The sequence below is a fragment of the Trichothermofontia sp. genome (assembly GCF_053493415.1).
Map to the genome: position 1 here is coordinate 1 of NZ_JBRCAD010000089.1, position 21,051 is coordinate 21,051.

A 21,051-nucleotide genomic window follows, 5' to 3' on the forward strand; every position below is an offset into this window, starting at 1 on the left:
GAATTGTTGCAGCAGGGCGGGGGGGGTGATCGCATCGAGGGTCACGATCGCTTCCTGGGGAAACTGATCCACTTGCCACGGAGTGGCTTGATCCAGATCTACCACGAGCCTTTGGCCCCAGGTTTGCCGTCCCTGGCGTAGGGCTTGGAGGTTAGCCCCTGGGGTCTGGATTTCTAGCGTGGGGCCGGTCACTGCGAGCCGCCACCGGCTGGCTTGTACCCAATCGGTAATATCTAAATAGCGATACTGGGGGGTGAGGAAGGTGGCCAAAATCCAAGGGGTTGCTTGTGGCTCCGAGAACCACTGCACGGGCTGCTGATTGGGGTTGTTGGTATCCAGCAGGTCTACCCCGAAGAGTTGCATTAATCCGGCATCGCTGATTCCCAACCGGGCATCGCCGTCCTTGCTCGAACGCCATTGGCCCCAGGGGATGGTGTGGGTGCGGCCATTGAGGGTAATCCGATTTCCCTGACGTTCCAGGGTGGGTCGCCCCTGACTCAGCAGCATAGGGGCCAAGGGGGCTTGTTTGTCAGCTCGGACGGGCAGCATTTTGCCCAGTTCTATTAGGGTAATGCCCAGCAGGAGCAGCAGGAAGGGGGAAACGGTGCGATATTGGCTGGTGAATCGCCCCAACCCAACCGGCCACTGCCAACGAAACAAGTTCATGCGCCCTCCCAATGGCTCATCCCTGACCACCACGTCTGCGATAGACTCAGACGGCTATCCCAACGACACTGACAGCCGAGACGGCTATCCCACAAGATTTGTGTCTTTGGTCAAATCCGTACTTTCCATGACAGCAACAAACGGCATGGAATGGGGAGAGTTGCAATAATCGTTCACGAAGTCAATAAACATCAATTTTGCGCTCCCAAGCAACGTCATCTCGTCGGTTGGGGCAGTGGAACTGTTCCCATTCCAGATTTATTGCAGTGCCCTTAATAGATTTGTGATCGAGCAGTTCTAGAATGACTTGATGCGGAACGATGTTTTAATTATGTTTTAATTATCCAGATCTCTTTCGCTCGATTCCTTTACACTTCACCCTATACAGCACTCCCATACCTGGTGAGGTACAGACAAGGAGCTTAAGCCCCTTGTTCGCAAGGCTTGACCGTACTTCATGAGAGAGGGGACGGCTGTATGCTGAGCTAATCTGGCTGCCACTGGCTATCTAAACTTGAACTATCCCATCGTCTTCTATTCTGAATCGGATGGCGGCTACACCATCATACTTACCGACTTGCCAGGATGTAGGTCCTACAGAATTTGGGACAGGAACTTTTTCGTACGCTCTTCCTGGGGACGATTAAAGAAGTCTTCCGGTGTTGCCGCTTCCACCACTAGACCATCCGCCATCAACACAACCCGATCGGCCACTTCCCGCGCAAAACCTACCTCATGGGTCACCACCACCATCGTCATGCCCGATCGCGCCAGGGAGAGCATCACATCCAACACCTCCCGCACCATTTCCGGGTCGAGGGCCGAGGTCGGTTCATCAAACAACATGATTTTGGGCTGCATCGCCAGGGCACGGGCGATCGCCACCCGCTGCTGTTGTCCACCCGACAGTTGACCGGGATACTTGTGGGCCTGCTCCAGAATCCCAACCCGCTCCAACAACCGCATCGCCACTTCCTCGGCCTTCGCCTTGGGCCAGCGCCGCACCCAGATGGGAGCCAGGGTGACATTCTTCAGCACCGTCAGGTGGGGGAACAGATTAAACTGCTGGAAAACCATACCGACTTCCCGGCGGATTTCGGCAATATTTTTCAAATCATGGCAGAGGTGAATGCCATCCACCTCAATACGCCCCTTTTGGTAAGACTCCAGAGCATTGAAGGTGCGGATAAAGGTAGACTTGCCTGACCCTGACGGCCCCATAATCACCACAACTTCGCCCTTATTCACCGTCAAGCTGACCCCACGCAAGGCATGGAAGTGGTTGTCATACCATTTTTGAACGTCTTGGGCAACGATCATGGGACGGGTTTTAATGCCAGCGTCGCCAGCATCCTGAATCATTTCCATTTGTGATTGGGTCATGGCTTGGTCTCTCGTGAATCCTTTCTATCAACGATCGCTCAGCAACACCGCAGACGCATCAAGTTTAGATAGTTGTGTCCACTATTACACTCGACTTGCCCTAGTGCTGTCCAGTATTGAGTTGTTGTTCCAGCCGACGACTGCCGATCGACATGGCATAACAGAACCCCCAGTAAATCACCCCAATAAACAGATAGGTTTCACCGTATTTCCCCAAAAATTCTGGGTTAGCCAAAATCGCCCGACTGATTCCCAGTAGCTCCAACAGCCCCACGATCGACAACAGGGTCGTATCCTGGAACAAGCCAATGAACTGGCCTACGATCGCCGGAATTGAGATTTTGATTGCCTGGGGCAGCACAATCAGGCCCACGGTCAACGGCGCATTGAATCCCAAGGCATTCGCCGCTTCCAGTTGCCCACGGGGAATCGCCTGCAGCCCGCCCCGCACGTTTTCCGCCAGATAGGCTGCACTGAAGAGGGTTAACCCCAGGATCGCCCGTGCCACGCGATCGGGCCGGACACCCTCCGGCAAAAACAGGGGAATCATCACCTGCCCCATAAACAAAATCGAAATCAGGGGCACCCCTCGCACCAGTTCGATATAGGCCATGGATAGTCCCCGGACAACGGGCAGGCTACTTTGGCGGCCCAAGGCCAGCAACACCCCCAGGGGGAAGCACAGCAAAATACTGGCCACGGACATCAGGACCGTCAGCAGCAGGCCCCCCCAGTCATTACTGGCAACCACCTTCAGGCCCAACCCGCCGCGAATCAACCAAAACGCAACCAGAAAGGTGACCCCCCACAATAAAGACAGCCATCGCCCAAGCTGGCTGAACTGCCGTGCCAATTGTCGCCCGCCCCAAGCGCTGAACACACTCACTAGGGTGATGCCTAACCAAAACAATCGGTAGATCGGCGGTGTGGGGATGAGCATCATCCCAACGGCCCCTAAGCTAAGACCCGCCAATACTGGCACCGTGAACAATCGCACGGCCCGTTGCGCCAAGACTCCCCAGGTGAGGCCCGACAACGCCCCAATGATGGCCAGCATCAGCCATAACCGCCAGTACTGGTCGGCGGGATAGCGTCCCACAAAGTAAAGGGGTAGGTTAGCGGGAATCACGCGCCAGTCAGCTTCAACGATCGCCCAGGTCAGAAATTCAACCCCGGCCCACAGGAGCACCCCCCCCAGGGCAATCGTAATCAAGCCGTTCAGCCAGCTACTAAACAGATTTTTTTGGAGCCAGCGGCGGGGGCGGCGGCGAACTTCGGGGGGACTAGCCGTAGACAGCGAGGGGGTCATGGGTTAGCGCTCCTTCACCTGTACCATGCGGTTAAGCTGGTTCATCACAAGCGAAATCATCAGGTTCAGCGTTAAATAGAGCGACATGAGAATAATGAACATTTCCAGGGGGCGTCCCGTTTGATTCAAGCTGGTGCTGGCAACGGAAAACAGATCGGGGTAGCCGATCGCGAGGGCCAAGCTGGAGTTCTTCGCTAGGTTCATGTACTGACTGTTCAAGGGTGGAATAATCACCCGTAGGGCCTGGGGAAAGACCACCAACTGCATCACCTGCCCAGAGGACAAGCCCAGCGATCGCGCCGCTTCCCACTGCCCCCGCGAGACCGCCTGAATGCCCGCCCGCACAATCTCAGCAATAAAGGCCCCGGTATAGACCACAAGGCCCACCAGGAGTGCGGTATATTCCAATGACAGCCGCAGCCCGCCCGTAAAGCGCCCAGGGGTGGGGGATTGGGGCACCTGCCAATTGAAGCCGATCGTGACAATCCCCACGCCGATGATGCCCAAGAGGATCAACCCCACCAGTTGCGGCAAACCCGACTCAGCCCGTTCTACTTGACGTTTGATACGCCATTGCCAAAGCGCGATCGCGGCGATCGCCCCCCCGCCCAGGGCCACAAGCCACAGCCCAAAGGCGGGTGTGATCGTCGGCCACGGCAGATAAATCCCGGTCTTGCTCATGAAAATCGGTCCCGGCAGTTGCACAGGGGTTTGGGGCGGCGGCAAACTGAGGAAAACGGGAAAGTACCAAAATATGAGTTGCAGCAGTAGCGGCGTGTTGCGCACCACTTCCACATACAGCAAACTCAGTTTGCGTAATAGCCAGTTATCGGAAAAGCTGGCCACCCCCGCCAAAATCCCCAACAGGGTTGTCAGCACAAACCCCACCAAAACCACCCGCAGCGTATTCAGAATACCAACGACGATCGCCCTGAGATAGGAATCGCTAGGACTGTAGGGGATGAGAGTTTCCCCAATGCTAAAGCTGGCGGACTTCTCCAGGAAGTCAAAGCTAAACTGCAAGCCCGTGCGATTTAGGTTGTCATTGAGGTTACTAAAGAACACACTCAATACCCCAATCACCCCCGCCAGGATGGCAATCTGAAAAACGGCCTTCCAGAAGCGATCGTCACGCCAGAGCGGAATTGGAGCATCAGGGGAGGATGACATGGGCTGGGGAAAACTCAGTCAATCGAAACTTAGTCAGTGGCGTAGGCATTCTGCCTGTCCCGGGGACAACCGAGATGGCTATCCCCTGTTGCATTTGTAATCTACTAAAACGGGCTAATCACGCTAGGGGGGAATCGGGCACTTAGCGGAACGGCGGTGAATACATCAAACCGCCATCGGTCCACAGCTTATTTAGGCCACGGGGAATCCCTTCCCCAATATTACGATCGTAGATTTCCCCATAGTTCCCCACAGCCTGAATCGCCTTGAGCATGAAATCCCGCTCAATCCCCAATTGGGGGCCGAAATCACCCTCAACACCCAGGAAGGAACGAATATCTTTATTGGTTGTGGTTTGGGCCACCTGCTCCACATTGGCCTGGGTAATCTCAAATTCCTCCGCCTGAATCAGGCCAAAAGTGACCCACTTCACCACGTCAAACCACTGGGAGTCGTTGTTCATCGTCACGGGCCCCAGCGGCTCCTTGGACATCGTGACATCGAGCAAAATATGCTCCTCTGGGTTGGGGAATTGGGTCCGACGGGCAAAGAGTTGGGATTTATCCGAGGTAAAACCATCACAGCGGCCACTGAGGTAGGCTTGCACCGCTTCGGTCCCATCCTGGAATTTCACGTCCGTATAGGTCACTCCCAATTCCGTCATGCGGGAAGTTAAATTCAACTCGGTGGTGGTGCCCGTTTCCACGCAAATAGAGCGACCGTCCATATCTTCTAGACGGGTAATGCCACTGTCGGCCCGCACCATCATCCCCTGGGCATCGAAGAAGGTGGTGGGGGCAAACTCCATCGCATTGCCCCCGGCAGCATCTCGGCTGAGGGTCCAGGTGGTATTACGGGAGAGCATATCCACTTCCCCCCCGCGCAGGGCCGTAAAGCGCTCGGTGGAATCCAGGTTGCGATACTCAACCGCATTGGCATCGCCAAACACGGCAGCAGCGACGGCCTTGCAAATATCCACATCCAGACCAGAGTAATTACCACTGGAATCCACAAAACTAAAGCCTGGAATGGTCCCTTCCACACCACAGATTAATTTTCCCCGCGCCTTGACCGCCGCTAGGCGACTGGTGGTTGCGCCGCTAGAACTTGCAGCCCCCGTTTCACTGGGTTGGCCGGTGGGCTGCGTCCCCCCGCAGGCAACTAGGGATACGCCTAAAGCCAGAGCACACAGTGAGATTAGACCCTTTTTAGACATTGTGGTATTCACAAACAGCAGTGGATTTTAAGGTTGATTTTGGTTGAGTAATGGTAAAGCAGATGCCACAGTTGGCGAATAGTTGGCGAGGAGTCCTGACTGCCTTATACATTCCGGGTATCATACTACAAGGATAAAAAAATATGGAACTGTCACTTAATCCACCGCAATCGCGACGCGATCGTGGTATAGACACGATAGCCATGAAGCCGATCAGTAGAAATGCTCACCTGAATAGGGGATTGGTCGAATAGGCCAGCGATGTTAGGGGTCGCGATGAGCAGTGACGATTCGGTGATGGCGATGCCGTGGGCGCTGTTATGGCTTGTCGGTGGGCATCTCGATCCGGGATCGCGATCGGTACAAGCAGTTATGATGAGTCCAGATCAGCCCATATCCCCAAGATGGCAAAGGTGAATGCAGGAAAGAAGTCAAAAATTGAGTCGGCGTAAGCCTTGGTTCCTGGTATCACAGCCGTGGCAACTCAAGCTGTCACTTCTGAAAACCCTGGTGCAACGGGATCTGGAAGCTCGCTATAAAGGGTCCATTTTGGGTAATCTGTGGCCCTTGCTGAATCAGCTTTCCCAGCTTCTGATCTATACCTATGTGTTTTCGATCGTCCTCCAGGTAAAGCTCGATTTGGCCAGTATGCCCAACGGCAACGTCAGCTTCAGCCTCTGGTTATTTGCGGGATTATTGCCCTGGAATGCGTTCACAGCGGGGCTGTTGCAGTCTGCCAATAGCCTGGTCACCCAGCCCAATCTGGTGAAAAAGGTGGTCTTTCCCCTGCGGTTGTTGCCCCTAGTGCCGATCTGCTCGGCTTTTATCGAGAGCTTAATGGGGTTAGCGATTCTGGTGCTCCTCGTGGGATTCCTGTCCCAAGGTCTCAATCCAGCCCTCTGGTTACTGCCCCTGGCCTGGTTACCCCAACTCTTGCTGTCGGCGGGGCTGGGTTATCTGGTGGCGAGTTTTACGGTCTTTCTGCGAGATATTCCCCAAAGTCTGGTCGTAATTGTGAATTTGTGGTTTTATTTAACGCCGATCGTGTATCCAGCCCATGTCATCCCACCGCCCTGGCAACATTGGGTGCTCTGGCTCAATCCCCTAGCGGCGATCGTGGAGACCTATCGCGATCTGGTGTTGGTAGGTGAAATGCAACACTGGGGGGAGTGGGCGTTTGCGACGGTTTTGGCGCTCCTTTCTTTCCTAGGCGGGTTGTGGGTTTATCAGCGGCTGCGCCCTGCCTTTGCCGATGTGCTTTAGGCGCTACAATCACTCACGTGTGAGGAATGTTTATTTTCGGCCTTTGGCCGGCTAGCCCCGCTCATGATCACCTCTGAAACTCAATCCCTGGCTTGGCAATCAGAGTCGGCTCCCCAGCCCTCGGATGCCCCCGCGATCGTGGTCCAGAATGTCGCGAAGTGTTTTAAGCAATACCCGCATCCCAGCGATCGCCTCAAGGAACTGCTCTTACCCAACACCAGCAAGGCCCAGTTATTTTGGGCACTCCAGGACATTAGTTTAGAAATTCCCCGTGGGCAAACCCTGGGGATTGTGGGCCGCAATGGGTCTGGGAAAAGTACGCTCTTACAGATTATTGTGGGAACGCTTACCCCCACGCGGGGGCAGGTACAGGTGAATGGGCGGGTGTCGGCCTTGTTGGAACTCGGCAGTGGCTTTAATCCGGAATTTACCGGGCGGCAGAATGTGTTTTTTAATGGCCAGCTCATGGGCCTGAGCCGACGGGCGATCGCCGCCAAGTTTGATGAGATTGCGACATTTGCCGATATTGGGCACTTTATCGATCAGCCCGTTAAAACCTATTCCAGTGGGATGTTTGTGCGCTTGGCCTTTGCCGTAGCGACCAGTGTTGATCCGGATATTTTAATTGTGGATGAGGCCCTATCGGTGGGGGATGAGGCGTTTCAGCGCAAGTGTTTTGCCCGGATTCATGCCATTCGCGAACGGGGGGGAACTATCCTCTTTGTTTCCCACGCTGCGCCGACGATTATTAGTCTCTGCGATCGCGCCATCCTCCTCGATCGGGGGGAACTGCTCCTGTCGGGTACGCCGAAGACGATCGTTGCCAAGTACCAACGACTGATCTATGCGCCCCCCAGTCAGGTGAATGCCGTCCGCAAGGAAATCTATCAGGCCAAACTGGCGGAAGCGGAGAGGGTGGCCGCTGCAACCAGTTCTCCTGGGAAACGGCGATCGCCCGACCTGGATCGGGGCAGCAGTCAGAACCATAGTCATGGGAAAGGTCAGGGGGCTGTTGATAGTGAGTTAGATGCACTGGAGTCCTATGACCCCAATCTGATCCCCTCGACGACGATCGCCTACATTACCAAGGGCGCGAAGATCCACAATCCCCAAATTACCACCTTGGATGGCAAGGTGGTGAATCATCTGATTGCCCGACGATCGTACATTTACACCTATACCGTAGAGTTTTTGCAGCCCGCCCAACGGATTCAATTTGGGATGTTAGTGAAAACCATTAGTGGGTTTGAGTTAGGTGGCTCGGCTTTTCCGATCACACCGGAATTAGCGGATGAAATGACAACGGGTAGTCGGGTAACGGTCCAGTTCCGGTTTCAGTGTTTATTGCAACCGGGGGTTTATTTTCTCAATGCTGGCGTTTCCGGCATTATCGATGGTGAGAGTCTGACCCACTTAGCCCGCTATATTGACGTGGCCATGTTCCGGGTCTATGCGGCGGATGATGGCTATGGAACCGGAATTGTGGATTTACTGATTGATCCCACCTGTACGATCGCCTCAGCCTCAGCGGCAACAGACTAGTCGCTCGAACAGTAAGTTCTGCAACGTTCGCAGTGTTGGCTTTAGCAGCCCGTTCAAAACGCGTCGGTTGGGGCAGTGGAACTGCCCCCAGCCCCGATTCATCGCAGTGCCCCTAAGTTTGTCGTAACGACTTTAGTCATTCCACTAGGCCCTAACCGGGCAACCAGTGCCGCCACCTTAACAGCATCGCTTGCAGGGGGGCCTAGCAACTGTGCGGGTAATTTAGCCATCGGTCTTGTCCAAATGCGTGATCGTTAGGTCATAACTCATCTCCGCCTTAACCCCTGGACCGCGAAAAAGCCCCGTAATCGGAGCGCACAAATGGGGATAGGGACTCGCAACCAAGGCCACATGACCCGCCGCAACAACTAACCCGTGGGTGGGATCATAGCCCCGCCAGCCCGCCCCCGGTAAATACACCTCTGCCCAGGCGTGGAGGTGGCGATCGTCGGAGTCCGGATCACCCTCCTGGTAACCACTCACAAAGCGACTGGCCAATCCTAACTGGCGACAGACCGCCATAAACAGAACCGTAAAATCACGGCAGGAGCCAGCTTTTTGCTGCCAGGTGAGACCGGGGGGAAAGGGCGCACCCGCATCGCGAATTTGGTGTTCACAGTCCTCGTAGATCCGTTGGTTCAGGTTCGTCAGCAGCGCCACCACATTATCCTGATTGGCGTGGGCAACCTCGTAGGCTAACTGGGTTGTCACGGGATCAGGTCCATTGTGGCCAGGGGTGAGGCTATGGAGATAAGGCTGAAGTTGGGTGAGTAGGGAACTGGGATAGTCGATCGGTAGGTGGGTAGCCCAGGGTTCGAGGATATAGACAAAGGGGTTGGCACAGTGGGTTTCTACCGTTGAGGTGGCGGTTAGGGTTAGGTAATCGGTCTTGTCCGCAAATCGCAGTTGCAGCAGATTATTCCCATCGCAATCAAGCATCTCCGTGGTGTGGGCGGCGGGCGGATCAACGGCTAGATCAAAGGCGGATAGGGTCTGGTACAGATCGCTACGGGGACGCAGGCGCACCCAATGGGGGGCCAGTTCAACGGGTTGGCTATAGCAATAGGTGGTGCGGTGAACGATGTGATAGCGCATCTTCCGGTTCCTTAAGCTTGACTGGCCTCACGCTCCAGTAATAGGGTAACAGGCCCATCGTTAAGGATTGTGACCGCCATCATGGCTCCAAATACCCCGGTGGCAACCTTTAAACCACTCGCCCGTAGTTTCACGACAAACGCTTCGTAGAGGGCTTGGGCACGATCGGGCGCGGCGGCGCGATCGAAGGCAAGACGACGCCCCTTGCGGCCATCGCCATAGAGGGTGAACTGGCTAATCACCAGTAATTCCCCCTGAATCTCTTGCACAGAATACGCCCAACGGTCATGGGTGGTCGAGGGAAATAGCCGGAGGTCCAAACACTTGCGGGCCATCCAATCCAGTTCGGCTTCCGTATCCGTAGCCGCAATCCCGACCAATAGGTTGAGACCACGACCAATTTCACCGACAACTTCACCCGCAATCGCCACGGAGGAGGCCGTTACCCGTTGCACAATCACTCGCATCTTCGCTATCCCTAATTTGACCAGATCATGGCACGATCGTTACCCAGCCAGCAGAGTCAGTCGATCCCACCTTGCGCTGGGGCTAGCCGTCGCGGTTGGCGGGAGGGCCAGGCCGGATGCCTCCCCCACAAGGATTCTGCCAGTGACCCTTTTTCCGGCAATCGCTGAGTGAGGGGGGTGTCTTAACCATGCGTGTGTTCGGCAAGTGGCAATGGCTTGGCTGGCTATTGGTGGGCTGGTTAACCCTGAGCTTGACAGGGGGCGTATACCAAGCTGTGGCTACGGCCCCGGCTGTCGCTCCCCGATCGGCCCCCAGTGCTTCTTGGGAAATCTCCATCCGCCAGTCGATCGCGACCTTACTCCAATCCCCCCACCCCAGCCAGGCTCAATTGCAGCAAGCCCTTGCCCAGGCCGCTCAGCTCCACGAGGCTAGCCTCACCCCCTTTCCTGCCAAGCATCAGCCCGGTAGCCCCCAACCCGTGGCCACGCTTGACCCCACTGCCGCCATCCTATACCCGATCGTCTTGCCCGATCGACTGGCAGTGATTGCCGCCCTCCCTAACCAGCCATTGTTCTACCACGCCAGCGCATCCCCCCAAGCCGAAGTCGTGGCAACGTTGCGTCAGTTCCGCCAGTCCCTTAATCCGGTCTACCCCGATGCCCTGCGCCTCCAGGTCAGCCAACAGCTCTATGATTGGTTGATTCGCCCCTTCCGCCCGACCTTCGAGCAGGCACACATCAAAACCCTGGTTTTTACCCTGGATGCGCCCCTCCGAGATCTGCCCATGGCGGCCCTCCACGATGGCCAGCACTACCTTGTGGAGCAATACCAACTGGCCCTCGCTCCCAGCCGCGCCCTCCTGCCGGCAACCCCCTGGACCGACATCCATCCCGTCACCCTGCTGGCGGCTGGATTATCGGCTGCCCGCCAGGGCTTCCCCGCCCTGCCCAACGTCCTCACCGAGTTGGCGGCCATTACCACCTACTTCCCCGCTCATACCCTCGTCAACGAGGAATTCACGGAAGTTGCCTTGGCGCAAGCCCTCCAGGATCACCCTGCCCCGATCGTCCATATTGCCAGTCATGCCCAATCAGGTTTGAGTTCCAACACCAGCTTTATCTTGGCCTGGGAGCATAAAATTTGGGCCGCAAACCTTAAAAAATTAATTGAAGCAAATGTCCGTAGATCCACTATAATTGAGCTACTGGTACTCAGTGCTTGCCAAACGGCATCAGGAGATCAGCGGGCTGCATTAGGGTTAGCCGGGTTAGCTGTCCGATCGGGCGTTCGGAGTGTGGTTGCGACACTTTGGGCTGTGAGTGATCGTTCAACGGCGGAGTTCATGGCAGTTTTTTACCAGCACTTAATGCAAGGCCTAGATAGAAGTCGTGCTCTTCGTCAAGCACAGCTCAATCTTTTGCAGAGTCAAGTTTATGAGCATCCTTACTATTGGGCACCCTTTATCCTGGTTGGTGATTGGCGCTAGTGTATACAGTTCCTCAAGTAGCGAGGATCAGGGTGGATGCAAAAGATAAAACCTAAGCGGCTTCTTCGAGTGGCTCCCCTCATGAGCTTGGTGCTGGCGGGGGTGCTTCTGCTTGGTATGCAGCCGATACTGGCCTCATCGTTCCAGCCCAAGAATGGGGGCAGGCCGAATTCCAACTCCAGTGGCGGTCGGCGGGCGATGTCTTTGTGTCAGATTGCCCCAACGGCAACAGCCGCGTTCGCTTCCCCACACGCGGCAACGGTTACCGTAGCCAGTACGACGCCCCAAACCCTGTTGGTTGAGGTTCCCGCCACCTCAGCCCGCAGTGCCTTGATCAAGCTAGAAGATGGCCAAGGGAACTACCTTTACCATGTCCAGTTCGCCTTATCTTCGGCATCCTCAATAACCCCAGTGACTTTACCCACTACCGTGCCAATCCTGGAAACGGGAAAACCCTACCGCTGGTCATTAGCGATTATCTGTAATCACACCCTCGATCCCAATGATCCAGTGTTTGAGGGCTGGCTTTAGGCTCGGCTCTGTCTTCGTTTGGTCTAACCGGCAAAAACAAGCTTGACAGAACGATCGGGAGGGAAGTGCTGTATATGCTCGTCTGCGTAGGCGCTGGCCTTGGGCAATTTCTGAAATTGCCAAATTTCCGTCCCATCTCGCTAATGGTGCCAGACTGCTATACAATGGAAGACCACTCGCACTATTGCGGGTAGCGTCAGCGGAGCGTATCGGTTGGCGAGGGGCTAACCTAGGGAGAGGTGGCCGAGTGGTTGAAGGCGCAGCACTGGAAATGCTGTTTACTCTAACCGGGTAACGAGGGTTCGAATCCCTCCCTCTCCGTTCTTTTGTCAGCGTCCTATCCTTAGAGGATGTTTTAAAAGGGGGATCGCGGCTAAAACCGCGACCACGAACCTCGACGTTTGGCTGTCCTCAGGGTTGCTTGGCGTTTGTAGTGGCGACTTCAGTCGCCCAAACGGCTGGTTTTTGGACTTTTCAAACACCCTCTTAGACCAGGCGGCTAGCATAGAGGTTGCTCGCCCACGATCGCGCTGGCTCAAAATCAGTTGCCAACGTAGACGCATCTCAATCCCAGAACAGGAAGTTCCCCTGGGCAAGCGACTGGACAACACCAAATCAGGGGTCCGTTTGGTTGCGTGCTCCACGCGACTCAGTAGTATTAATCGAGGGTATTTTTCAAGGGGGTTGAAGTGCCGTGCCCAGCAGGACACGAAATGCTACTGATCACACCTAAATATCTAGCCTATTCCCTATTATCCACAAGCTATCCATGCTGTCTTTACCGATCGATCCGATTGTTCTCACTCTCCTTGTTCTCATTGTTGCCCTAGTTGGCTTTATTTTTGAATGGTTACCCGTTGACTTAACAGCGATTACCGTTACCGTTGTTCTCATGCTTCTGGGCCTTGTCACCCCAGAGGAAGGCATTTCGGGGTTTGGCAATAATGCCACCATTACGGTGATGGCCATGTTTATCCTCAGTGCGGGTATTAGCAAAACGGGGGTCATTCAAATTCTCAAGCGCTTCCTCATCAATTGGGGTGGCGATTCCGTTGAACGGCAGATCTTTACAATGGGCTGTCTCGTGGGTCCCGTGAGTGCCTTTATTAACAATACGGCGATCGTGGCTATTTTCCTTCCCCTAATTGAAGACTGGAGCCAGCAGAAAAAGATTTCCGCTTCCAAGTTAATGATTCCCCTGTCCTATGCAACGGTAATGGGTGGGATGATGACCCTGCTGGGCACCTCCACGAACATCCTTGCCAGTGGCACCTCCCAGCGCTTAGGCTTTCGCGAGTTTCACCTATTTGAATTTACCAAACTAGGAATTATTACATTCACAATTGGTTTACTGTACCTCACCTTTATTGCACCACGTATTCTCCCCTCTCGTAAATCTTCAACGGGGAATTTTGAAGAGGATTATGGTCTTAAAGACTACATTAGCGAAGTGGTGATTACCCCGCGATCGCCCCTGATTGGGAAGACAATACGCCTTAGTGAACTTCAAAAAAGGTTTGATATTGGCGTCCTAGAGCTAATTCGAGGTCAGTCTCGATTTACCCAACCCCTTTCTGATAAGGTGCTAGAAGCTGGTGATATTTTAGTCGTAAGAGGTAGCCGTGAAAACCTACTTCAAATTCGTGAAGAAAATGGCCTAGATATTGTTCCTGATGTCAAGTTCCAAGAAAAGGAAGTTAAATCTAGCCTCCAATCTGGAGAGGAGGAAATTGCTGAGGTTTTGTTGCTCTCCAATTCCCGTCTCAATGGGTCTACCCTGCGCGAGCTACGCTTTCGAGAACGGTATAACGCCACCGTCCTTGCGATCCGGCGGGGGGAAGAACTCGTTTATGAACGTCTAGGAAGAATCCCCCTACGATTTGGTGATGTTCTTCTCGTCCAAGGTCCCCGTCAAAGTTTTTTGGGGTTACAAACAACCCGTGAAATGTTGGTGATTGAACAACGGGATGCCACTGCCTACCGGCAAAATAAAGCGTGGATTACGATCGCGATTTTGCTCTTCGTTGTCTTGAGCGCAGCCTTCGAGATGATGCCTATCCTGGTCAGTGCGTGGGTCGGGGTAATCCTCATGGTGGTCACAGGCTGTATTAAGCCAGGAGAGGTCTACGGCGCAGTACGCTGGGATGTTATCTTTCTGCTGGCAGGGTTGATTCCCCTCGGTATTGCGATGGAGAATTCTGGCGCAACAACATGGCTAGCTGAGCAATTAGTGGCGATCGGGGGTGATCTATCGGGCTACTGGATTTTAGTCTTTTTCTATCTGGTGACCGCGTTATTAACCGAAATCCTTTCTAATAATGCGACGGTAGTCTTGATGATTCCTGTGGCGGTTGAAGTGGCCAAAGTCCTCAGCCTCAATCCCTTTGCTTTTATGTTCGCGGTTACCTTTGCGGCATCGAACAGCTACATGACCCCGATCGGCTATCAAACTAATACAATGGTGTATGGACCGGGTGGCTATCGTTTTTTGGATTTTACCCGTGTGGGCGCACCCTTAACCTGTCTCTATACCTTCCTCACACCATTGTTAATCCTGTGGCTCTATGGCCTAGAAAGCCCTTAAACCCTAGATAAAACTGGACATTCCAGGGGAACCGATGGGGAAATTTGAGCTATTAATGATCATAAAGTGAACCCACCGGGCTAGGCCCAGTTTCGGCTTCAGTCTTGGACCTATCCAACCTGATTACCTGTCCGATGACCCATTCTAGTTCACCCCTATTCCCCATCGTTACCATGCCTAATCACTCCCGTCAGACCCTAGCAGTCCTCAGCAACGGTAGCCCTCAACAACGCCTGATCCGGGTGATCGGGGCTTGGACGATCGCCCTTAGCCTCTTCAGCCCAGCCGCTTGGGCCGGTGATCCCTTCCGGACAACTAACCCCGCCGCGATCGGCCCCCAATCGGAGGCAGCCTTTCGCGCCATTTTTGAGCGGGGTGATTATCGCGCGGCGGAAAGCCAACTTCAGCAAGCCCTCAACCAAGAACCGGATGAACCGCTCGGCTACGCCCTCCGGGCATCCCTAGCCTATAGCAATTGGCAAGCAGCCACCCAAGAAACGGTCAAAGCTCAGGCCCTTGCAGATTTGCAGCGCTACGCACAACAAACCCGCGAAGTCGCCAATCGCCTGATTGGGCGTGACCCCTTGCGGGGCAACCTGTATGTCGCCGTTGGGCATTTTCTGGAAGGGGCCTATATCGTCAGCAAGGAGGGCGGTGTCAGTGGTGCCCCCCGTGCCCTAGGACGGCTGCAATTGGTGCTCCGAGCACTGGACGCAGCAGAGAAAGTGAATGCCGATGACCCAGAGTTAAACCTCATTCGCGGGTATATGGATCTGATGTTGGCGGTTAACCTACCCTTTACCAACCCCGATCGGGCAATCTCGCGCCTCCAGGACAAGGCTGCCCCCGCCTATCTGGCCCAACGGGGAGTTGCCCTGGGCTATCGAGATTTGGGCAAGAGCGATCAGGCCATGACTGCGGTGAACAAGGCACTAGAACTGACCCCAGGTAACCCGGATTTGTTCTACCTCAAGGCGCAGATCCTACGCCTACAATCCAAGTATGAAGAAAGTCTCACCTGGTTTCAAAAAGCCCTGGATCAGCGAGAACAATTGCTCCCTGCCCCGGCCCGCCAAATTGCCTATGAGCAGTGCCGCACGGAGCAGCAGATGACGGGCAAATCCCTAAATTGCCGTAGCCGACTAGCCGCTAGTTAGGGGATGCTGCCCAACGCAGCAGCGACTAGCGGCTGATCCGTAGGCATTAATCGGTGAAAACGAGCCAGTCCAGTTACTCAGTCGCCACCGGACCACAGGGGTGGATCGCGTAAAATGGGCAGTGAACAACACCGTAAGGGGTTGCTAACCTCCCTTCGCAGCCCCGACTAGACACGAACAAGACCCGATCTCAAGACGCATGGTATTGCAGGATAACCCCCAGCCCCAACCCCTTTGGCTGACGATCGCCCGTCTTTTACGGTGGGATAAACCCGCCGGGCGCTTGATCTTACTGGTCCCGGCCCTCTGGGCAATCTGCATTGCAGCACAGGGACTTCCTCCCGTGGGCCTTGTAGGCGTGATTATTGTGGGTACCCTGGCCACCAGTGCAGCGGGGTGTGTGATCAACGATCTTTGGGATCGTAATATTGACCCCCAGGTCACTCGCACCCGCGATCGTCCCCTGGCGTCCCGTGCCCTGTCCTGGCAAACCGGGATCGGGGTGGCCGCGATCGCCCTCTTAGCCGCCTGGGGGCTGACCGCTTACCTCAATCCCTTCAGCTATGTCCTGTGTGTAGCAGCGGTTCCGGTCATTGTCCTCTATCCCCTTGCCAAACGCGTTTTCCCAGTGCCTCAACTCGTGTTGGCGATCGCCTGGGGGTTTGCGGTGTTGATTAGCTGGAGTGCAGTTGTGCCCCAATTGACGCCCTTTACCTGGCTGCTCTGGGGCGCGACGGTGCTGTGGACCCTGGGCTTTGACACGGTGTATGCGATGGCTGATCGCGAGGACGATCGGCGGCTTGGGGTTAATTCCAGTGCCCTGTTCTTTGGGGACTGGGCGCCCCAGGCCGTGGGCCTATGCTTTGCTGGTACAGCGGGACTCCTGGCAGCTTTGGCAATTGGCATGGCGATGCACTGGAGCTTTTGGATGAGCTGGGGCGTCGCGCTCGGGGGATGGGTCTGGCAGTACCGACGCCTGTTACAGCCTACGCCCGAAGTCTATGGCAAAATTTTTCGGCAAAATGTCTGGCTGGGGTTTATTTTGCTGGCAGGCATGGTTGCTGGCCTGCGGCTCTAAGCACCCATACGCTCCATGACGATCTCAGGATGATGGCGTTAGCTTAGGATGATGGGGCTAGACACAACGGCAGCCTCAAACGTCACCCTCTACCTGTTGGCGATAGTCAGCGGCGGTGAGGGCATCATCCAGATCATGCAGATTGGCAACGCGGACCTTCAGTAACCAACCTTCCCCATAGGGATCAGCCGTGAGTTGCTCCGGCGCTTCCACGATCGCATCATTGCGCTCAATCAACGTGCCGGACACGGGTGCGTAGAGTTCTTCCACCGCTTTGACGGATTCCACCGTGCCCATGACGTCCCCTTTCGTTAGGGCATCACCCACCTCTGGCAGTTCCAGGAACACGATGTCGCCCAATTGGTCGATCGCAAAAGCACTAATGCCAATCGTCGCGATTTCCCCCTCAAGCCGGACATACTCGTGGGTATCCAGATATTTCAAATCGTCAGGATATTCCAAGGACACAGTTCTACCTCAGACAACGATTGGTTACGTTAGCAAAGTTTAGCGGTTGGTGGCTACTTGTTGACCAGATGAACTTGTTGACCAGATGACCGTCCACACCCCGTATCCCCTGCACCTAAGGTTGAGGATTATTACGGGGTTGGACAAAGAACCAGGGGACAACGGCATCATACAAGCGATCGGCCAGCAAGGTATTCCCCGCATCGGTTAAATGGACTGGGCTGTAGAAGGCTTGCTCTGGGAAGTCCGCATAAAGATTGTAAAAATTCAGCGTCGTTACCCGGTTCGGAAACTCTTGTTTGAGGGCGCTGACCTTAGCATCCAGGGACTGATAGCCTGTCGTAATTTCCTGCCGATAGGCAGGGCTGAGGTCACTTAATAATGCCGTCTCACTGGGATGGGGGGCATCCCCCCGTCCCGTGATCTCCGGTTGTAGGGCAATGATCACAGGTTTCTGGGTGGCAGTCGTCAGACGGGCAATCTGGCGGAGGTTGTTTTGGTAGCGATCGAGCCGCCGATCGCGTTCAGCATTATCCCTGGGCAATTGTTGGGTGAGGGAGGCCGCATCGATCGCCAATAGGCTTGTTCCCACTTCCGGTTCAGGCGAGCGGAAAAACCAGTAGTGGATACCTTTGACCAGGTAGGTCCCGGCCACCCATGCACCGACTTCCTGGCGCAGGTGGTGAGCAAGATGGGTCGAAGCATTGTTGAGAAACGCCGCTGCCATCGGAATATCGGTTGCCTCCACCTTGCTGTTCAGCAGCAGATCGGGATAGCCATTCAGAACAATCACCAAATCGGGGCTGTACTGCAAAACCTGCAACGCTAATTGGGCCAATTCATTGCCAGAGGTATAGCCAGGAACTGCCGCATTAATCACCCGATACGTGCCATCCCGTAGACGGGGGGGGCGGGTCAAGGCGCGATCGACCTCATCCTTGAAGTAGGGCAGAACTTCCGGGCGGAAGCGCTCTGGATGTTGGGTTTGGGCCGCAATACGCTCATTGAGGCGCGTTTCCAGACGGTGGGTTAAGGTGGTGGCATTACTGGAACTGAGGCTGCCAAAGGCTGTTGACCCCCCTAGCACAAAGATCCGAATTTCCCCCTGGGGCTTGGGGAGCGGTAGGGCGTTATCGGCGCGAAAGCCTTGCTCGTTAATTGTCCAGAAGGCTGTTTGCTGGTTAGGGAGCAAGCGATAGCCCATGAGGACGCTGCGTTGGGCCTGGAGTTGGCCGTGGTTGCGCAAACCATCGAGCGGTTGGTCGCGATCGCTGACAAATTGCAACCGGTAGGCCGTCACCGATTCCGGTTCCCCTTCGTAGGCACGGATGGCGCTGCTATCCCCCAACATCAGGGCAACAAGCCGCAGCAAGAGTTCCAGGGTGATCAGGGTGAGAGGCACACCGAGAAGGACGATCGTCGGCCAAAACCAGCGAGGTCGTTGCTGTCGTCGGTATTTGCTGCGATAGGGGCGACTTCGGCGAAACATGCGATTTAGCATTGGGAGGGGAATAAGGCAATGGAACCCTAGGCCAGGGATCTTGTCGGTTTGGGTAGAAAAAACTGGCCCCATGGGCAATACGTGCTGACTAGCAGTATACGCGACAGGTTGTCCCTAGACAGGACGGATGCTGGTGCAGAGTCTGCCCCACCCTAGCTCAGGGATCATTTCGCCGAAGAATTGACCCAAGTTTGGTAGGGTATTGCAAGTGGGCCTTTTCACTAGACCCAATACTGTCTTCTCGCGATGGGACGGTTCCTATGTCCGTAACTCGGCCCCCAATAACCCCCCAAAACCTATTGTTTGTCTGCCTGGGCAATATCTGCCGATCGCCGACAGCCGAAAATATTATGCGCCACCTGGTGGAACAGGCTGGGTTAGGGGATGCGATCGGCTGTGATTCAGCCGGCACATCGGCTTACCACGTGGGGAGTCGTCCCGATGCCCGGATGAGTCGGGCGGCGGCGGCCTACGGCCTAGAACTGGTCGGGCGGGCACGCCAGTTTGAAGTGGCGGATTTTGAACGGTTTGATTGGATTCTGGCAATGGATCAGTCCAACTACCAGGATATTCTTGCCCGCGATCGCCAGGGACGTTATCACCATAAGGTGAAGCTGATATGTGATTTTTGTCAGCACCATCGCGATCGTGAAGTCCCCGATCCGTACTATGGCGGTCCCGAAGGCTTCAATTATGTCCTGGAACTGCTTTTCGACGCCTGTGAAGGGTTACTCACCAGCCTCACTGCGGGTCAGGTGAACCTCTCGGCAGATCACACCAAGTCATAGAGCGCTGGCAACTGGCTACACTTGAGTTGGCCGCATGGCGCAATGCCCTGTTGTTACACTGCGTGACCCAAAAATAATTGGGATGCAAGCCCCGTCCTTCTAGGACCGCTTTGAGTAAATTGCATCCACCTCAATCAAGGTGCTAGAGTTGAGGCATGGTAACCCTCACTTACGAGTACAAGCTGCAACCTACGCTTGAGCAAGCAGCGATTATTGCGGACTGGCTGGAGATTTGCCGGAAAGTTTACAATTTCGCGCTGGCCGAACGTAAAGATTGGGCGCGTTCTCGCAAGTGCGACATCAATGCCTGCCGCATCGATCGGGAGTACATTATCCCTGCTGCTGCCCAGCGGCCTACATACTACTCCCAGTGCCAGGCACTGGCGGCTGCCAAACAGCAGTTCCCAGAATTGAAGCGCCCCCATACGCATGTATTGCAACAAGTGCTGCGACAAGTGGAAGCGGCCTTTGTGGCGATGTGGGAGCGAGGACATGGTTTCCCCCGGTTCAAGCAACGGCTGCGATCGTTTCTGTATCCTCAGCCCAACCGACATCCCGTTCAAGATGGGAGGGTGGACTTGCCCAAGCTCGGCAAAATCCCCATGCGGATGAGCCGTCCGATTCCCGCTGGCTTTGCGGTCAAGCAGATTCGCGTGGTCCGTCGGGCATCGGGGTATTATGTACACCTGATTCTTCAGAGTGAGGTGCAAGTCCCGGCTCCCCAGCCGCAGGGTGAGCCGCTGGGAATAGATGTGGGGATTGAGTCGTATGTGGCGACGTCCAATGGTGAACTGATTCCGAATCCTCAATTCTTGGTGAGCGGACAACGCAAGCTGCGATCGCTGCAACGTCGTCTCAAGCGGATGAGGAAAGGTTCTCGCAATTGGCGCAAGCAACAGCAACGAGTAGCTAGACACCACGAGTATTTGAGCAATGCTCGCAAGGACTTCCAGTACAAGCTAGCTCATCATCTCTGTGATCAAGCGGGGATGATTTTTGCTGAAGACTTGAACCTGAAAGCGTTAGCCAAGGGGATGCTGGGCAAATACTGCCTGGATGCAGGTTGGGGGTCTTTTCTGAGCATTCTCAGCCATGTATGCTGGCAGCGTGGGGTCTATTTTGCCAAGGTGGAAGCTAAGGGCACCAGCCAAACTTGCCCCAGTTGTGGGGTGGTTACCGGCAAGAAGCATCTATCCGAGCGCACCCATCACTGCCCAGAGTGTGGCTACACCGCGCATCGGGATGTAGCAGCAGCTCAGGTAGTGAGGCAGCGCGGGATTGCAGCGGTGGGGCACATCGTCAAGAAGCTTGGTGAGGGCAATGTCTAAGACACCCTGTGAGCCAAG

At 55.1% G+C, this 21,051-nt stretch carries 17 protein-coding genes, 1 tRNA gene and 1 pseudogene; 10 read left to right on the forward strand and 9 right to left on the reverse strand.

Annotation, left to right across the window (positions count from 1 at the left end):
• The 5 genes and pseudogenes from ACWIUF_RS07565 to ACWIUF_RS07585 all read right to left on the reverse strand — a co-directional run.
• A pseudogene (locus ACWIUF_RS07565) lies at positions 1-666 on the reverse strand (hypothetical protein); the annotation flags it as partial.
• Between the two features lie 594 nt (positions 667-1,260).
• Positions 1,261-2,049 carry an amino acid ABC transporter ATP-binding protein gene (locus ACWIUF_RS07570; RefSeq protein WP_448571679.1) on the reverse strand — a complete coding sequence of 263 codons (789 nt, stop codon included), beginning with the start codon at positions 2,047-2,049 and terminating at the stop codon, positions 1,261-1,263.
• 100 nt (positions 2,050-2,149) lie between these two features.
• Positions 2,150-3,358 (reverse strand): amino acid ABC transporter permease, encoded by a 1,209-nt coding sequence (locus ACWIUF_RS07575; RefSeq protein ID WP_448571680.1) that lies wholly within the window; start codon positions 3,356-3,358, stop codon positions 2,150-2,152.
• Between the two features lie 3 nt (positions 3,359-3,361).
• Positions 3,362-4,528: an amino acid ABC transporter permease gene (locus ACWIUF_RS07580; RefSeq protein WP_448571681.1), complete on the reverse strand. Its 1,167-nt coding sequence runs from the start codon at positions 4,526-4,528 to the stop codon at positions 3,362-3,364.
• 142 nt (positions 4,529-4,670) lie between these two features.
• On the reverse strand, positions 4,671-5,744 hold the full coding sequence (locus ACWIUF_RS07585) for an amino acid ABC transporter substrate-binding protein (RefSeq protein WP_448571682.1): 1,074 nt from the start codon (positions 5,742-5,744) through the stop codon (positions 4,671-4,673).
• Positions 5,745-6,161: 417 nt separating this feature from the next.
• Here ACWIUF_RS07585 and ACWIUF_RS07590 point away from each other — a divergent pair, with 417 nt between their 5' ends.
• Together ACWIUF_RS07590 and ACWIUF_RS07595 are read left to right on the forward strand one after the other, a co-directional pair.
• A complete protein-coding gene (locus ACWIUF_RS07590) occupies positions 6,162-7,007 on the forward strand; it encodes an ABC transporter permease (protein WP_448571683.1) in 846 nt (281 codons plus the stop codon).
• A 63-nt stretch (positions 7,008-7,070) separates the two neighbouring features.
• The gene (locus ACWIUF_RS07595; protein WP_448571684.1) at positions 7,071-8,549 is read left to right on the forward strand and encodes an ABC transporter ATP-binding protein; all 1,479 of its coding nucleotides are present in this window, start codon (positions 7,071-7,073) and stop codon (positions 8,547-8,549) included.
• Between the two features lie 222 nt (positions 8,550-8,771).
• Here the strand turns inward: ACWIUF_RS07595 and ACWIUF_RS07600 are convergent, their stop codons facing one another.
• Both ACWIUF_RS07600 and dtd read right to left on the reverse strand, forming a co-directional pair.
• Entirely contained in the window at positions 8,772-9,644 is an 873-nt protein-coding gene (locus ACWIUF_RS07600; RefSeq protein ID WP_448571685.1) for a transglutaminase family protein, read from the reverse strand.
• 11 nt (positions 9,645-9,655) lie between these two features.
• Positions 9,656-10,111 carry a D-aminoacyl-tRNA deacylase gene (gene dtd, locus ACWIUF_RS07605; RefSeq protein WP_448571686.1) on the reverse strand — a complete coding sequence of 152 codons (456 nt, stop codon included), beginning with the start codon at positions 10,109-10,111 and terminating at the stop codon, positions 9,656-9,658.
• A 188-nt stretch (positions 10,112-10,299) separates the two neighbouring features.
• Between dtd and ACWIUF_RS07610 the strand changes: the two genes are divergently transcribed.
• From ACWIUF_RS07610 to ACWIUF_RS07635, 6 genes are all read left to right on the forward strand, one after another.
• On the forward strand, positions 10,300-11,598 hold the full coding sequence (locus tag ACWIUF_RS07610; RefSeq protein ID WP_448571687.1) for a CHAT domain-containing protein: 1,299 nt from the start codon (positions 10,300-10,302) through the stop codon (positions 11,596-11,598).
• Between the two features lie 36 nt (positions 11,599-11,634).
• Entirely contained in the window at positions 11,635-12,129 is a 495-nt protein-coding gene (locus tag ACWIUF_RS07615) for a DUF928 domain-containing protein (protein ID WP_448571688.1), read from the forward strand.
• 233 nt (positions 12,130-12,362) lie between these two features.
• A tRNA-Ser gene (locus ACWIUF_RS07620) sits at positions 12,363-12,450 on the forward strand.
• Positions 12,451-12,898: 448 nt separating this feature from the next.
• Positions 12,899-14,713 carry an SLC13 family permease gene (locus ACWIUF_RS07625; RefSeq protein ID WP_448571689.1) on the forward strand — a complete coding sequence of 605 codons (1,815 nt, stop codon included), beginning with the start codon at positions 12,899-12,901 and terminating at the stop codon, positions 14,711-14,713.
• Positions 14,714-14,886: 173 nt separating this feature from the next.
• A complete protein-coding gene (locus ACWIUF_RS07630; protein ID WP_448571690.1) occupies positions 14,887-15,870 on the forward strand; it encodes a Sll0314/Alr1548 family TPR repeat-containing protein in 984 nt (327 codons plus the stop codon).
• Positions 15,871-16,069: 199 nt separating this feature from the next.
• Positions 16,070-16,948: a 4-hydroxybenzoate solanesyltransferase gene (locus ACWIUF_RS07635; RefSeq protein ID WP_448571691.1), complete on the forward strand. Its 879-nt coding sequence runs from the start codon at positions 16,070-16,072 to the stop codon at positions 16,946-16,948.
• 75 nt (positions 16,949-17,023) lie between these two features.
• On the opposite strand, the gene gcvH is transcribed toward ACWIUF_RS07635, so the two are convergent.
• On the reverse strand, positions 17,024-17,416 hold the full coding sequence (gene gcvH, locus ACWIUF_RS07640; protein ID WP_448571692.1) for a glycine cleavage system protein GcvH: 393 nt from the start codon (positions 17,414-17,416) through the stop codon (positions 17,024-17,026).
• Between the two features lie 115 nt (positions 17,417-17,531).
• Positions 17,532-18,905, reverse strand: a complete 1,374-nt coding sequence (locus ACWIUF_RS07645; protein WP_448571693.1) for an SGNH/GDSL hydrolase family protein — start codon at positions 18,903-18,905, stop codon at positions 17,532-17,534.
• 272 nt (positions 18,906-19,177) lie between these two features.
• Here ACWIUF_RS07645 and ACWIUF_RS07650 point away from each other — a divergent pair, with 272 nt between their 5' ends.
• Entirely contained in the window at positions 19,178-19,705 is a 528-nt protein-coding gene (locus tag ACWIUF_RS07650; protein WP_448571694.1) for a low molecular weight protein-tyrosine-phosphatase, read from the forward strand.
• 155 nt (positions 19,706-19,860) lie between these two features.
• Positions 19,861-21,033, forward strand: coding sequence for an RNA-guided endonuclease InsQ/TnpB family protein (locus ACWIUF_RS07655; protein ID WP_448571695.1), 1,173 nt, complete (start codon positions 19,861-19,863; stop codon positions 21,031-21,033).
• The last annotated feature ends 18 nt before the right edge of the window (positions 21,034-21,051 follow it).

Excerpts from the sequence above, each read along its gene's own strand:
- ACWIUF_RS07570 (WP_448571679.1), bottom strand. The coding sequence starts at position 2,049 with ATGACCCAATCACAAATGGAAATGATTCAGGATGCTGGCGACGCTGGC.
- ACWIUF_RS07575 (WP_448571680.1), bottom strand. The coding sequence starts at position 3,358 with ATGACCCCCTCGCTGTCTACGGCTAGTCCCCCCGAAGTTCGCCGCCGC.
- ACWIUF_RS07580 (WP_448571681.1), bottom strand. The coding sequence starts at position 4,528 with ATGTCATCCTCCCCTGATGCTCCAATTCCGCTCTGGCGTGACGATCGC.
- ACWIUF_RS07585 (WP_448571682.1), bottom strand. The coding sequence starts at position 5,744 with ATGTCTAAAAAGGGTCTAATCTCACTGTGTGCTCTGGCTTTAGGCGTA.
- ACWIUF_RS07590 (WP_448571683.1), top strand. The coding sequence starts at position 6,162 with ATGCAGGAAAGAAGTCAAAAATTGAGTCGGCGTAAGCCTTGGTTCCTG.
- ACWIUF_RS07595 (WP_448571684.1), top strand. The coding sequence starts at position 7,071 with ATGATCACCTCTGAAACTCAATCCCTGGCTTGGCAATCAGAGTCGGCT.
- ACWIUF_RS07600 (WP_448571685.1), bottom strand. The coding sequence starts at position 9,644 with ATGCGCTATCACATCGTTCACCGCACCACCTATTGCTATAGCCAACCC.
- dtd (WP_448571686.1), bottom strand. The coding sequence starts at position 10,111 with ATGCGAGTGATTGTGCAACGGGTAACGGCCTCCTCCGTGGCGATTGCG.
- ACWIUF_RS07610 (WP_448571687.1), top strand. The coding sequence starts at position 10,300 with ATGCGTGTGTTCGGCAAGTGGCAATGGCTTGGCTGGCTATTGGTGGGC.
- ACWIUF_RS07615 (WP_448571688.1), top strand. The coding sequence starts at position 11,635 with ATGCAAAAGATAAAACCTAAGCGGCTTCTTCGAGTGGCTCCCCTCATG.
- ACWIUF_RS07625 (WP_448571689.1), top strand. The coding sequence starts at position 12,899 with ATGCTGTCTTTACCGATCGATCCGATTGTTCTCACTCTCCTTGTTCTC.
- ACWIUF_RS07630 (WP_448571690.1), top strand. The coding sequence starts at position 14,887 with ATGCCTAATCACTCCCGTCAGACCCTAGCAGTCCTCAGCAACGGTAGC.
- ACWIUF_RS07635 (WP_448571691.1), top strand. The coding sequence starts at position 16,070 with ATGGTATTGCAGGATAACCCCCAGCCCCAACCCCTTTGGCTGACGATC.
- ACWIUF_RS07645 (WP_448571693.1), bottom strand. The coding sequence starts at position 18,905 with ATGTTTCGCCGAAGTCGCCCCTATCGCAGCAAATACCGACGACAGCAA.
- ACWIUF_RS07650 (WP_448571694.1), top strand. The coding sequence starts at position 19,178 with ATGTCCGTAACTCGGCCCCCAATAACCCCCCAAAACCTATTGTTTGTC.
- ACWIUF_RS07655 (WP_448571695.1), top strand. The coding sequence starts at position 19,861 with ATGGTAACCCTCACTTACGAGTACAAGCTGCAACCTACGCTTGAGCAA.